Annotated in this window: 12 protein-coding genes; 9 read left to right on the top strand and 3 right to left on the bottom strand. The window is 44.0% G+C overall.

The window, feature by feature from the left end:
* The first annotated feature begins 148 nt into the window (after positions 1-148).
* The gene (locus tag AC1DF0_RS00830) at positions 149-1,384 is read left to right on the top strand and encodes a CynX/NimT family MFS transporter (RefSeq protein ID WP_442050238.1); all 1,236 of its coding nucleotides are present in this window, start codon (positions 149-151) and stop codon (positions 1,382-1,384) included.
* 196 nt (positions 1,385-1,580) lie between these two features.
* On the opposite strand, the gene AC1DF0_RS00825 is transcribed toward AC1DF0_RS00830, so the two are convergent.
* The gene (locus tag AC1DF0_RS00825; RefSeq protein ID WP_442050239.1) at positions 1,581-2,057 is read right to left on the bottom strand and encodes a GyrI-like domain-containing protein; all 477 of its coding nucleotides are present in this window, start codon (positions 2,055-2,057) and stop codon (positions 1,581-1,583) included.
* Positions 2,058-2,091: 34 nt separating this feature from the next.
* On the bottom strand, positions 2,092-2,565 hold the full coding sequence (locus AC1DF0_RS00820; protein WP_442050240.1) for a hypothetical protein: 474 nt from the start codon (positions 2,563-2,565) through the stop codon (positions 2,092-2,094).
* A 91-nt stretch (positions 2,566-2,656) separates the two neighbouring features.
* Here AC1DF0_RS00820 and AC1DF0_RS00815 point away from each other — a divergent pair, with 91 nt between their 5' ends.
* Complete coding sequence (locus AC1DF0_RS00815; protein WP_442050241.1) at positions 2,657-3,625, top strand: helix-turn-helix transcriptional regulator; 969 nt, start codon at positions 2,657-2,659, stop codon at positions 3,623-3,625.
* Positions 3,626-3,638: 13 nt separating this feature from the next.
* Here the strand turns inward: AC1DF0_RS00815 and AC1DF0_RS00810 are convergent, their stop codons facing one another.
* Positions 3,639-4,823 carry an MFS transporter gene (locus AC1DF0_RS00810; RefSeq protein WP_442050247.1) on the bottom strand — a complete coding sequence of 395 codons (1,185 nt, stop codon included), beginning with the start codon at positions 4,821-4,823 and terminating at the stop codon, positions 3,639-3,641.
* A 336-nt stretch (positions 4,824-5,159) separates the two neighbouring features.
* Here AC1DF0_RS00810 and AC1DF0_RS00805 point away from each other — a divergent pair, with 336 nt between their 5' ends.
* From AC1DF0_RS00805 to AC1DF0_RS00775, 7 genes are all read left to right on the top strand, one after another.
* The gene (locus tag AC1DF0_RS00805) at positions 5,160-5,741 is read left to right on the top strand and encodes a TetR/AcrR family transcriptional regulator (RefSeq protein WP_442050242.1); all 582 of its coding nucleotides are present in this window, start codon (positions 5,160-5,162) and stop codon (positions 5,739-5,741) included.
* Between the two features lie 443 nt (positions 5,742-6,184).
* A complete protein-coding gene (locus AC1DF0_RS00800; protein WP_477572761.1) occupies positions 6,185-6,586 on the top strand; it encodes a hypothetical protein in 402 nt (133 codons plus the stop codon).
* Positions 6,587-7,300: 714 nt separating this feature from the next.
* Positions 7,301-8,866 (top strand): response regulator transcription factor, encoded by a 1,566-nt coding sequence (locus AC1DF0_RS00795; protein WP_442048794.1) that lies wholly within the window; start codon positions 7,301-7,303, stop codon positions 8,864-8,866.
* 130 nt (positions 8,867-8,996) lie between these two features.
* Positions 8,997-10,730, top strand: coding sequence for a sensor histidine kinase (locus tag AC1DF0_RS00790; RefSeq protein WP_442048795.1), 1,734 nt, complete (start codon positions 8,997-8,999; stop codon positions 10,728-10,730).
* Positions 10,731-10,870: 140 nt separating this feature from the next.
* Positions 10,871-11,755, top strand: coding sequence for an ROK family protein (locus tag AC1DF0_RS00785; RefSeq protein ID WP_442048796.1), 885 nt, complete (start codon positions 10,871-10,873; stop codon positions 11,753-11,755).
* A gap of 208 nt (positions 11,756-11,963) precedes the next feature.
* Positions 11,964-13,466, top strand: a complete 1,503-nt coding sequence (locus AC1DF0_RS00780; RefSeq protein WP_442048797.1) for an ABC transporter substrate-binding protein — start codon at positions 11,964-11,966, stop codon at positions 13,464-13,466.
* A gap of 76 nt (positions 13,467-13,542) precedes the next feature.
* Entirely contained in the window at positions 13,543-14,451 is a 909-nt protein-coding gene (locus AC1DF0_RS00775; protein ID WP_442048798.1) for an ABC transporter permease, read from the top strand.
* Positions 14,452-14,453: the final 2 nt, after the last annotated feature.

The raw sequence follows: 14,453 nt of genomic DNA, 5'->3' as shown, positions 1-14,453 counted from the left end.
CAGACGATAAATAGTATGTTATAAAAAACTTCTTGTTAAAAATAGTATAGTATAATATACTTTTGTTGTCCGCGCGGATGTTATCTCATAGTTTTTCAATCAGCAGGAAACAAATGATAAGTATGAACTCAGGAAGGAGAAATGAAGAATGCCGAATAAACAAAATAAAAATGCCATCCCCTCCTCTATAGGTCTGATAATTCTCGGCATTATTGTTATTGCAGCAAATTTACGTGCCCCCTTAACCTCGGTCGGTCCTTTAGTGAGTCACATAAGGGATGACGTTCGTATTTCAAATACATTAGCAGGTTTGATAACAACGGTACCTTTGCTTGCCTTTGCTTTACTATCGCCTCTAGTACCAAAATTAGGACGAAGGTATGGGGTTGAACGTATCATTGTGATTGCCCTAATTTTTTTGACTGTTGGCATTGTAATACGTTCTTTATCTGGTGCAGCTAATCTGTATATTGGGACAGCAATTCTTGGATTCGCAATTGCCGTATGTAATGTATTATTGCCAAGTTTAATCAAAAGGGATTTCCCAAATAAAATTGGCTCCATAACAGGTATTTACTCCATTTCTATGAGTTTATTCGGAGCAATCGCATCGGGAATTAGTGTTCCGCTAGCCGTGAACGCAGGTCTAAAATGGCAGGGAGCATTGGGAATATGGGGTATTCTAAGCTTTGTATCGATTCTCTGTTGGCTACCCCAATTAAGAAATCAAACGAAGAAAACAATCACGACGAGTCAACAGATGGCCAGCAACGACGTGAATGTTTGGCGATCCCCTCTTGCCTGGCAAGTAACCTTGTTTATGGGTATACAGTCCATGGTTTTCTATGTGTTGATCGCTTGGTTGCCTGAAATTTTAAAGCAGCAAGGAATTGACGCAAACCAATCAGGATGGATCCTCTCGATAATGCAGTTAGCTCTGCTTCCTTTTACCTTTATTGTCCCCGTTATTGCTGGGCGCATGTCTAGTCAACGTTTGTTAGTGGTGATCACAATCATTCTGCTTTTGACGGGAATGCTCGGACTTCTATACGGGAGCTCCAATATCATTCTGTTGTGGATTATAATACTCGGAATTGGTGGAGGTTGCGCCTTTAGTTTGTCCATGATGTTTTTCGGTCTACGTACTGAAAATGCGCATCAAGCAGCTGAACTGTCTGGCATGGCGCAATCGATCGGATATCTTCTTGCCGCAATTGGTCCTACCCTTATAGGATTTCTGCATGATACAACAAATAGTTGGAATCTGCCACTTTTCATTCTGCTTGGCGCTACGGTCCTACTCTATTTAGTCGGTATAGGAGCAGCAAGAAACCGTTTTGTAGGTAGCCGAAATAGTTTCGAACTGCCACGGAAAGGACGATAAATATGTTTGACTGTGCATTAACTCCTTTGGGAAATGCAGAGATACAGGAATCCTAACGAGGACTGTAGCCAATAAGACAGCATGGCAGCTCACACATGATGAGCTGCCGTGCTGCCAACTAAAAAGAGGTTAGTAATTTATGTGCTTATGAGGGTTCAGTGTAATTTAGCAACCGGACAGTAAATAGAGGAAAAAGTTATTTTTTAACCACAGGCACCCAAAACTCGCCGTAGAATGTGCCCTCGCCGTTTTCTTTGCGATAGGTGGCATTTGGACCGCCGATGTAAGCATAATCAGTGATTCGGGCTAACACTTCGCCAAAAGCAAGGTAAGTCAACTGATCAAACAAAGTTTCCTTGTCACCATTTCCTGCGACCACGATGTACTCGCTCTCTGGAAACTCGATAATGCGCGTTGCGTCAGCTACTATCTTTCCAGCTTCTACCGCGAAATAATTCCACGGCTTGCCTTGATAAACCTCGTTCACTGACCATTCACGATCATCTTTTGCAGCGTCTTTGAGCTTAGCAAACCGCCCGTCAGCCTTGAGTCTGCCCCAAAACTCGGCTTTTTCCTGTTGCAAAGCTGTCATGTCTTGAAAATTGGACTGGATTGAAAAACCGTATGCGGTCAATGTGAATGATTTTTTGTGTTCAATTGTGTATTCTGCCATGTGAGCTCCTTTCAAATTATCACAAAGATTAGTTTTAGACTTTTTTTGCGCGAAGCCACATTTCACCGTAGAATTCACCGTTTTCAGCTGCTTTGACGAATGTTGAGTTACCGGGACCTACGTATTTGTAGTCTGTAAATTCTTGCAGCATGCCGCCGAAAACTTTGCCTGTGATTTCATCAGCAAGGCTGTTTTTGTCAGAGCCTGTGCCAGGCACAACGAGGTAGTCGCCAGCGAGGAAATCGAGGACGACCGCGTCATCCAAATTGAAATCCCCTATCACGCCGAAACCGCGCCAAGCCTTGCCGTCGATAACATAATTGATTTGATATTCTTGCCCGTCAGCCAGCGCGAGAAGTTCAGCAAGCTTGCCATTTTCAGTGATTTCGGCCTTTTTCGCTGCCGTTTTTGCTGAATTGCCTGCCCAGTCGTTGAAGTCCTCAAATGAAACACCGAAAGCAGTCATTTTGTAGTTTTCTGAGATCGTTTTGATTGAGTAATTAGGCATATTGTTCTCTCCTTTGTGAACTTACTTTTACAAGATCGATTCTATTTGCCGAATGTATCAAAAAATGATACTTTTTTGATACAATAAAAACATGAAGAAAACAGAGCGAGTAAACCTAATCATGCGCTATATCAATAACCGCGCACATTTTACGATTGCCGAGATTCAGCGGGAGTTCAAGATTTCCCGCGCGACGGCGATCCGCGACATTAATGAGATTCAAGCGATGGGTTTTCCACTGACTACCGAACTGGGGCGCGGTGGAGGCTACAATGTCCTACAAAATCAGTATTTACCTGCAGCACGTTTCACGCCAGATGAGCTGAAGGCGATATTTATCAGTTTTATGGCTTCGAAAAATTCACAGCTGCCTTATCTGCAAAATCGCCGCTCAATCACTGAAAAACTTATCGGCATCGCGTCGCAAACTCAGCAAGACGAGCTGATCGAGCTGAATAATATCTTGCTTTTTGAAAATACAAATCCTGCTAATCCGAATCTTTTGGAGCTCGATGATGCAGCGCCTGCGGAGCTAAACCAGTTGATTTCGCTTGCTGTACGAGATAAGCATTTACGCTTGAATTATGAGCCGAGTCTTGGATGGCCACAGTTACTGGACGTTTATTTGCTTCATATTTTTAACTCGAACGCCCAATGGCTAGTCGAAGTTTATGATTTTGATACGGATGAGTTTCGTTATCTGCCTGTTGATTTGCTGCGGGATTCTGCAATTTCTGAGCTTGATATGAAGTACTCCGAGCAAGAGATTTTAAGCAAAAAAAGAATGGGTTCACGTCAGTCCAATCTTGTTGTGAAGCTCGATACGACCGGGATTCAACGCTTTAAACGCATGCACCCGCCGGGGATTATTTTGTCCTTTACCGGAATGTTTCAATCGAGCGGGATATTCAATGTTCAGTTGGATGTGACCGATGTTGAGGCGCTGTCTTATTACGCGGATTGGCTTTTGTTTTTGGGGAAAGGAGTCGTGTTTGAGCGTATTCCTGAAGAGTTGCGCTTGATTTTGGAGGGTCGTTTATCCAATATAAGATTTTCTTGATTTTTAACAGAAGTCATTTAATGCGTCGGGTTAATGCCCAGAATAGAAGAGCCAAAGCACTGACAATTGCACCTAACAAGCACACGCCGTTCCAGCCTGAGTAAGCATAGATACTGGTGGATGCGATTGACCCGGTGGCACTTCCAACGGAATAGAAAATCATGTAACCAGCAGTGAGCCTGCTGCGTGCCTCGGGGATCAATGTAAGGATCATGCTCTGGTTGGTGACATGAACGGCTTGTACTGCAAGGTCAAGAAGGAAAATACCGATGATTAATGCGAGAAGCGAATGTTGAGTATAACTTATTGGCAACCATGATAATAGCAACAGAATTAGTGCCACTCCTGTGGTCCTCTGCCCTAAACCTCGATCGGCAAGACGACCTGCTCGCGCTGCCGCTAATGCCCCAGCAACTCCAGCGAGACCAAACGCTCCAATCGCAGAATGTGAAAGAGAAAGGGGCGGAGCGCTGAGAGGCAACACGAGAGAAGTCCATAATATACTGAAAGCAGTAAAAATCATCAAAGCTAGCACGGCACGAATTTGCAGGATTCGTTCTTGTGCGAACATCGTGAGCAGCGAACGAAGCAACTGTAGGTAGGATAATGATTCTCTTTTGTGCTCATCACGCGGCAGCACCCGATACAATACGCATGCCATGATTAGCGTTAATACCGCAGAGACAAGGTAGACAGAACGCCAACCGGCTAAATCCGTTAATACGCCAGCGAAAGTTCGCGCTATTAGAATACCAATAACGATTCCACTTGTCACCACTCCCACAGTTCTGCCACGTTTGGTTGGAGCAGCCAAGGTTGCAGCGAACGCAACGAGCGTCTGTGTCACTACGGCAAGCAATCCAACCGCAGCTATGCCTATGAATAACACCATGCTGGTGGAGGCGGTGCCAACCACAATCAAAGCCAACACGGATAATAGTATCTGTCCGGTGATCAGCCAACGTCGATTTAACAGATCGCCGAGCGGCACTAGCAATAGCAGTCCGAGTGCGTAACTCGCTTGAGTGATTGTAATTACAATGCCGACGGATGAATGAGTAATACCGAACTCGTTTGAAATTGCGTCCAGCAACGGTTGCGCGTAATAGATGTTGGCGACTGCCAGTCCGCAGGCGATTGCAAATAAGAGTGCCACTTTATGAGATATTAAAGATGCGGGTACTGATTCTGATGCTATAAACGCTTCTTGAGCTGGTTCAACGTGTCTGTCTGTGAAATCCACGGTAATGACATTCGGTTCATCAACAATCTTTCCCAAAGATAACGCCTCCGTTTACGTTTATCGGATTTATAAAATAAAATACTGATTGGTATGAAATGTTTCCTGAAAAATATAACTTTAAAAAAGATAGCTGTCAAGATACTCCTGCGAAGGCTAGACTCAAAAGAGTGAAAACTCTTTATCCTGTCACTATTCGTGGTCTATGGGCTGTAAAAGGTTAATCTTATTGACAGAATACTCTTCACACAATAAAATTATAACATACCGTTCGATATGAAAAGAGGAATTGTTATGGCTCGACAACGCGAATTTGATGAGGAAAAGGCATTGGATGCAGCTATGCAACTATTTTGGGAAAAAGGGTTCGAAGCTACCTCTGTAAGCGATTTGACATCAAGAATGGGCATTCAGCGACCAAGCATATACTCCACCTTTGGAGACAAAAAAGGACTATTTGAAGCTGCGTTGCGCAAATATACGAGTTCCCATGCTGCCTATGTTCGCGCCAATTTTCAAAATAGTACTTCTGTTAAAGAGGCATTCCGTGCCTTCTTTGAAAATATGGTGGCAAAAGAATATGAAGGTGGTCCGAACTGGGGGTGCTTTTGCATCAATTCGATGGTGGAACTTTCGCCCCATGATGAGAAATTTGAAATCCTAACAAGAGAACATCAGATGTATCTTTCGGTAATATTTCAAGAAACGATTGAACGAGGTTTGCGCTCAGGTGAGCTTGATACCGCTATTAACGCAAAGAGTTTAGCACAGACACTAGTCATATCGTTAATAGGAATCACTGTGATTATGAAATCTCGTCCAGAACGATCGTTTGTTGATAACTCTGTAAAGGAAATACTTGCATTATTAAGATAGAATTAAAAAATAAAGTGCCCTTAAGCTATCAACAGAAGATGTAAGCTGCTTTTTGGTGAAGGTTCGTTCTAATTTCGCGACCCTGGGCTGGATGGAATATTCAGATCACTATTCATTCGTCATCCCTGGGACCGGGAATAGTGGGGGATACCCTTAGTAATGATTAATTGGTTAAATCATTACGCTAACGGCACACTTTAGAGTAATGACCAAGGAGCAGAACCGTCTTAATGGTTCTGCTTCTTTATTTTCGTTGAAGCAACTGGTAGGAGAACATCGTACGATACAGAAGTCCGGTACTAGAAAATGATGGTACTATTCCTAAATTATCGCTGTGATACACTTAGTAATAGAGTAAGTAAGGGAAAGAGTCTTTTGGTCTACTCGAGAATTATATTTAATGATTTAAATAGAATAAATTGAGTATAGAATGTGGGGTGATTATGATTAAAAAACTAATTTTATTTATAATAATAATTGTTATAGGCATTATACTTATTGAAGGTATGAGGGTATTGTTAAACCCATTAACTCGGTCAGAAGACACAATAAGAGAAAAATTGTTGACTCAAATTCCATTGGGAACCGATATGAACGAAGCTATCGATTTTGCAAAGAGAAAGAAAGGATGGTCAGATATCAAAATAGATGATGCAAATGGTTATAATAGTGAATTGGGCATAAAGACAACTGTAGGTGAAAAACACTTTTCAGTTCATGCTGGAGATTATCGTAGTCTTTTGAATTTATATTTTTTTGTAGCAGATGTAACAATCTATTTTGGTTTTAACGAAAACTCCGAATTAATTGATATTCGAGTCAGGAAAGATATAGATTCACTTTAAATAAGACGAGAATAGTACGTAATCAGCTACAACCACAGTAAAAAAATATAACAAGGCAATCCTTAAGGACTCCGCGGAAAAAACTGCGGAGTCCTTTTTGCGGCCGTCAATAATGTTGTGCAAACTTGGAACTAAGGTTCATACTTCAGTTACAGCAGCAGATTCAGCAGCCATTTTACCTTTGCAGGAAGCCCTGGGATATGACCTTGTTCAAAGTCTGTTCATACAACAGAGAAAGGGTTAGCAAAAAAATGATAGCGTATTAGTGAAGACGGTCAATTCTGGGGATTGTCCGTCTTTATTTGTATTAGGTTACATGCGTATCGTAATTAGATAGAGAAACCTCCGGGGAGAAGTGCGTTTACTAAGAGCAATTAGCACATTAACGAAATTATTATCTTTTAATTTCTGGATTCGATACGTACTGAACTGCAAGATCTCGCATAGGGAATAATTGTAGCGATTGCTCGTGAAACAGGTGACCCTGGATCATGACTGAAAATTAAAAGAAAAATGTCGGATTGATGATAGTGAGCGACTTGCGGTTTAGGTATGATGTATGAATAAAGAAATTGAAGGAGAAGAATTAATAATTGGCAGATCGTAGCGTTCAATAATTGCAGACTATAATGGGTGCTAGTATAAATGGTGGGCGAAAAGCCGCAGATGGACAACCTGCTTGTATTTATTATTTGGTTTGAGGAGGCAAAAGAAATGTTTCGGTTATTGATCGTGGATGATGAAGCCATTATCGCAAACGGCATTAAGTCTAGCGTCGAATGGAGGAAGCTGGGGATCGACAGAGTAGAGACGGCTTATAACATGCGTCAAGCGAAAGAGGCTTTTGCCTCGGTTTCGTTCGATGTGATGATCTGCGATATCGAGATGCCGCAAGGAACGGGCTTTGACTTGTTCGCTTGGGTACGAGAGAGTCATCCGAAGACGGAGTGTATTTTTCTTACATGTCACGCGGAATTTGCCTATGCTAAGCGGGCGGTTCAGCTTGGAAGTCTAGATTATCTTTTGAAGCCCGTCCCGAGGGAGGAATTGGAGAAGACGGTAGACAAGGCGCTTGAGAAAATTCGTCGGGTACGTAATGATGATGCTAAATTGCTGGAACAGTTTTGGTCCGAGGTGCTTCGTCAGGAAATTCCGTCGCGATTGGATCAAATCTTGGAGCAAGCAAAACGGCATCATCTTCCCTATACAGAAGATACGATGTTACTGCCTGTGCTTTTCCATCTGGATTACTGGGACAAAAAGCTCGGTCCGCGGGATGAGCATATTATGTTTTATGCATTACGGAACGCTATGGAGGAGCTCGTTCTGATTCATTACGAAGCCTCCCAAGCGGTCTACTTAGGCGATGGCGTCATCGTTGTTATTATTCCGTCCAATAGCAATTCCGATCTTTTTGAAGAGGGGCTCCGTCTGGAAATACAGCAACGCTGCGCAGCTTATATACAAGCTTGCAATATGTATTTTTATTGCCATCTTTCGTGTTATGTAGGCGATAAGGTCACCATTGACCGATTATCTGTCATGTATAATTTGCTCGCCGAAACGCAGCGAAAGAAACTCAATACGACGGATCGGGTACTGGTCCTTGACGAGATGCCGCAAAAGGAGCTGGAGATTTCGAGTCCGAATATGAAGGTTTGGTCCGAGATGCTTCGAAGGTCGGAGAAAGAGAGGATGCTCCAAGCTATGCTAGCGCATTTGGAGGTATGGAAGAACCTTGATCATTTAGATGTGAAGCGGGTTCAATTCTTTTACCAAGGCGTCCTCCAGATGGTGCTTCACACGTTGCAGGAGTCAGGCTTAAGAGCAGAGGATATTTTACACGAGCATCTGGCACCGGAACGGGCGATGGTCGCGACACGCTCGGTCAGAGATTTGCAACAATGGGTGAGCGATGTCATCGAAACCGCCGTATCTAGCATGGAGGCTCTGGAGTCTAACGAAACGATCGTGGAAAGGATACGACGGTATATTTCGCTGCACCTCGACGAGGAGCTCTCCAGGCAGTATATTGCGGACCATGTCGGGTTAAGTCCCGATTATGTCGTTAAACTATTCAAGAAGGAAGTGGGTTTGTCGATCACGGACTACATCTTAAAGGAGCGGCTGTCTCGGGCGAAAGAACTTTTGCTGGGATCGAATATGTCGATCAGCGAGGTTGCGTTGTCGGTCGGATACCCGAATTTTTCATACTTCTCGACGCTGTTCCGCAAAGAAACATCGATAACGCCTCAGGAATTTCGCAAGCAGCGTATCTGACGGGCATTCTGAAAATTTGAAAGCGATCTGCACTTCTATTAGTGGACTAAGGAGAAGCATTTATGTGTTACTCTATCGGACGCTTTTACGGGTGCTTTTTGCGTTGACGATTAAGGGAGGACAATGACATATGAACAAGAAGACGGGCAAGCCCTTTATCAATTCGATTCGATTTAAGCTGATTGCCGGATTAATCATTTTAATGCTCCCCATTGTGACTTATCTGATCTATAACAACGTTTATTCCATCAAAGTCGTCAGAAATCAGGTTGCCGCTTCAATTAGCAGCACCGTGAGCCTATATATAAATATCGTAGATCAAAGCTTGGATTCCGTAGATGATTATTTAGTAAGGCTAATTATGGAAGAGAGGGGCTTTCTGCCGCTTGAGAAGGCCGCCTTCAAAGATCTTGATACCTATCAATTGGAGAAATACCGCGTGTTCCGAAAAATGGATGAAGATATGGTTTATAATCAAGCGCTTGATTTTACCTTTATCTATAATACGGCTAACGACGATATGTTGTTTGTGCCGAATCGGCAAAAGGAAAGAACGGATACGCCAAATTGGGATGAAGTGAGGAGTCCGTTAACCGAGTTGACCCGTTCGCGCCCGCTGGAGGCGGCGTTCGGGAATTCATGGTTCGACATTAAACTCGGGGATGACTTCTATGTTATGCGCGTTATGAGGTCGGGCAAGCAATATATAGGAATGGGGATTAATATCGATCTCCTGCTAAGCCCAATGGACCTATTCAATCTTGAGGGCGGAGCGCAAGTCGTATTCACCAACGAGCGGAATGAGCCGCTTGGGGATGAGCGATTTTTTACTGAACATGATATAAACTTGGCTTTTCAAAGCAATGAATATAGGCTAACCGGGAAAAATAACGATTTTCTCATCGTTGGGGAAACCTCATCCAAGGGGCCCTTTCATTTGGTGACGTTAGTGCCGGATGATCTGATTTTGGAACAGCTGCCCTATCTGTTGCGGATCACGTACTTGCTTGCCATTGCTTCCATATTAAGCGTAGCTCTTGCTTTATATGCGCTGCGAAAGGTTGTGCTATTGCCGATTCATCGGACTCTCGTTGCCATGCGCAAGGTTAAGGAGGGGTTCTTGGATGCACGGATACCCACCGCTCGTTCTTCCAACGAGTTCGAGACGATGAGCGATACATTCAACGGCATGGTAGCTGAAATTCAACAGTTGAAGTTCAACATTTACGAGGAGCAGATCATGACACAGAAAGCGGAGCTTCGGCAGCTTCAACTGCAAATTAACCCTCACTTTTTTTTGAATTCCCTTAATATCGTTTACTATCTGGCCTTGGATAAGAAGTTTTCTTTAATCCAAGAGCTTTCTTTGTTATTGATACAATATTTTCGGTTCATGTTTCAAAGCGGCGCGGACTTCGTTTCTCTTCAGGACGAAATTAAGCATACCGTCAATTATTTGCGAATTCAAAGCTTTCGTTTCCCCGGCAGCCTGACCTATGAAGTGGATTTGCCGGAGAAGCTGCATTCCGTTTCTTTGCCGCCCCTAGTCATTCAGACGTTTGTCGAAAATGCAATCAAGTATGCGATCGATACCGATCGGCAAACACATATCCAAATTTTAATCCGGGAATCCTCACATGATGAAATGAGTATCCGAGTCACGGATACAGGTCCTGGTTTTTCAGAGGAGTGGCTTAACAAGTTGCAGCAAAATAGGAATCCGATGTCCGATCAAGGAGAGCAGATCGGGATATGGAACGTGAAACGGAGGCTGGAGCTGCTCTATAACGATCGAGCAACGATTCATTTCAGCAACCAAGACGGAGCGGTTGTAGAGATCAGCATGCCAATGAAGAAGGAGTAGGCGCCTCCTGTCTTATCCAAACCGATAATAACGGAAATTTAAAAGAAGAATGTCGTGTTAGTGAAAGTGTGCTCCGCACGGTTCCGTTATGATGGATTCATAATGAGGCTTGAACAAGTAGGAATTAGGAGGCGAGAGCGATGCGGATCGGAGCTATTGAAGCTGGAGGAACAAAGTTTATTTGCGGAGTAGGCAATGAAAGAGGAGACATTTTCGAAAAAATCAGTTTCCGGACTACAAGTCCAGAAGAGACTCTTGGACAAGCGGTCGATTTCTTTCAATCGCGGCAGGTTGAAGCAATCGGCATAGGTTCCTTCGGTCCAATCAATCTGCAACAAAATAGCCCGAAATACGGCTTTATTACGACAACGCCCAAATTAGGCTGGTCCGATTGCAATGTGATTGGCATGTTAAGTCATCATTTTAAGGTTCCTTTCGGTTGGGATACGGATGTGAATGCGGCGGCACTGGGAGAAGCTTCTTGGGGAGCGGCAAAGGGATTAAATAGCTGTGCGTATTACACCATCGGCACGGGGATTGGTTTAGGCGTTTTTATAGAAGGACGCCTTGTTCACGGCATCATGCATCCGGAAGGCGGGCATATCGCTGTAAAACGTCACGAGTTGGATGCGTTCGATGGGAACTGTCCGTATCATCAAGATTGCTTGGAGGGAATGGCGGCAGGACCCGCTATCGAGGCTAGATGGAACCGAAGGGCCGAACAAATCCCCGAAGACCATGAGGCTTGGGAAATGGAAGCTTATTATATTGCTCAGGCTCTTGTCTCCACGATCTTGACCTTATCGCCGGAAAAAATAATTTTGGGCGGCGGAGTTATGAATCAATCGCATCTTTTTGCATCGATACGTAAGCATGTTCAACGCATGCTTAACGGGTATTTAAATATCGACGCGATAACTTCCGGGATTGATCAGTATATTGTACCTCCTGCATTGAAGGAGAATGCGGGTATATGCGGCGCGCTGGCTTTAGGAATTCAAGCGTTAAAGGACGCAAATAAATAAAGGTTTCAATTTTAAGACGAGTAGAACTGAAATTCAAAGGTCGCATAGCTGAATATTGAAAGCGCGTATCTCCCCTTATATCGGACAATAGAGAGGCAACAGGCTGTCCCATTGAAAACGTACGGAGGAGGTTAAGAATCGACAACGCGGTCTTTCTAGAGCAAGCATTGGACTAGTGAAATTCAACTTTAAGAGGGGGATGGAAAGCATGTTAAAAAAGACGTTATCTTATTCAGTTGCCGTGATCATGATTCTTGCGGTACTTGCGGGATGCGCGGGTAATGCAGGAAACGAAGGGGAAACTTCCGCAGGGAATGGTTCTTCCAAGGAAGTGTATACGGTCAATTTCGCATATCATGCGCCGAAGGAAGGCAATCAGGAAGAAGTAAACAAGCTTATCAACGAGTTGACGATGAAAGATTTGAATATGAAAGTGAATCTAATCCCGCTTAGCTGGGATACCTACAACTCGAAATTGCCTATGATGCTTGCGTCGGGCGAGCCTATCGACATTTCATTTGCCTTTTCGTTCAGCATGCCAAGCTTCATTGACGGCGGGTACATTGTAGATGCATCCGATTACACGGAGTATACCAAGGACATTTACGAGTTGCTCGGCGATGAGCTGGATGCCGGCTACATCGGGGATCAGCTTGCTGGCTTCCCAATGATGAGTTCGCGAGCGACACCGTCTGGAATCTTTGTAAGAAAAGATATCTTTGACGCTCTCGGCTATAAAGTGTCCGACTTCAATGTAACGACAGACGACTATTCCAGCTTTGATAAGATCACGGAAATGTTCGCTAAGGTAAAGGAACAATATCCCGATATAATACCATTCGACGGCTATCGGACATTTGGCCTAAATGCATTAACGTACGTGGATGGATTGGGTGACAGCTTCGGTGTCTTGGAGAACTACGGTCAGACGACAACCGTAACGAACTGGTACGAATCGGAGCAGTTCAAGCAATTCGCTACGTTGAACAGAAAATGGTATTCGGATGGATACTCCTCCAAGGATATCGCAGTGAATAAAGAATTAGGTCAAGCCAAAATGAAAGCCGGGAAAACATTCGCAATTTTTGCTTCATACGGTCCGAACGTCATTACGGAGTTGAAATCGCAAACGGGCTACGATGCCGTTATGATTCCGGTTTCCAATAAAATGAAATCCTCATTAGCGGTCAGCGGCGCAATGAACGTTGTACTAAGTACGTCCAAAGACAAGGCGAAAGCGTTCCAATTTCTGAATTGGGCGTACACGAACGCCGAGTTTAACGATCTCCTCAACTGGGGGGTTCCAGGAAAAGATTGGATCATTAATGACAACGGACAGGCGGATTACCCGTCGGGCATTACCTCATCGACAGTCAATTACCATTCGGACTACGGCTTTATATACCCGAATCAGTATTTGATGCATCCGTGGGCGGGCAGTCCGGAGGGGATCTGGGAAACGTACAAAAATTTCGATAGCGATGCATTGATTTCGAAGGCTTTCGGATTTACGTTCGACGCGGCTCCTGTGGCCATGGAGGTATCTCAGTTGAATTCGGTGCTTGCAAAATATGAAAATCCGATCAGTTTCGGTGCAGTCGATCCGGAGGCAAATCTTAAAAAGCTAAATGACGAGCTATATGCCGCAGGCTTGCAAAAGGTTATGGATGAAAAACAAAAACAGCTAGACGCTTGGTTGGCCAAGCAATAGTTACCACATTGCACGATTCGGGGGCTGCTTCTATCGGAATCCAGCCCCGAATCGGTTAAGGGGATATCGATCAACGATGAATAAGAAACTCGCCAACCTTAGAGAATATACTCCGCTCTATATCATGATGTTGCCCTGTGTCATTTATCTCATTATTAATAATTATATTCCGATGGTCGGGATCGTATCGGCATTTAAAAAGTTTCGCAGCTCCGATGGAATCCTCGGCAGTCCGTGGGTCGGACTGCAAAATTTCGAATACTTGTTTCGCTCAAGCGACCTGGCCATCATTCTTCGAAATACGATTCTTTATAACGGCGCGTTCATTATCGTAAATACGGTCGTTGGTCTCCTTGTAGCCATCTTAATTACAGAAATTAAGAACGAACGAATGAAAAAACTGTATCAAAGCTCCATTCTGTTGCCATTCACGATGTCGATGGTCGTCATTAGTTATATCGTCTTTGCATTTCTTAGTCATCAAAACGGCATGCTCAATAACAGCATTTTCACAAAAAATCCCGTTGAATGGTATAGCAATCCTACATGGTGGCCTCTGATTCTGATCGTAGTCGAGTGTTGGAAAAATGTTGGATATGGCGCTCTGATCTATATTGCGGGCATTACGACGATCGATCGATCCTTGCACGAAGCGGCAGCTATTGACGGGGCGGGCAAATGGAAACGGATTACGAATGTTACGCTGCCTTCGTTGGTTCCTTCCATTATTACGTTGTTCCTATTAAGCGTCAGCAGAATCGCTTACTCGGACTTTGGTCTGTTCTATTTGATTCCTCAAAATTCCGGAAGCTTATTCAATGTTACGGCAACGATCGATACGTATGTGTATAGCATGCTGATGGCTCCCGGCGGTATAGGGCGCTCGGCTGCCACAGGCTTGCTGCAAGCCGCGGTCGGATTGGTATTGATTATTTCGGCGAACGCGCTTGTCCGCAAATTGAGCTCCAAAGATGCGATTTTTTAGAA

The organism is Paenibacillus sp. 05T425, from assembly GCF_056396205.1.
The sequence above is the reverse complement of the archived record's forward strand: the minus strand, read 5'-3'. Positions and strand labels throughout refer to the sequence as shown.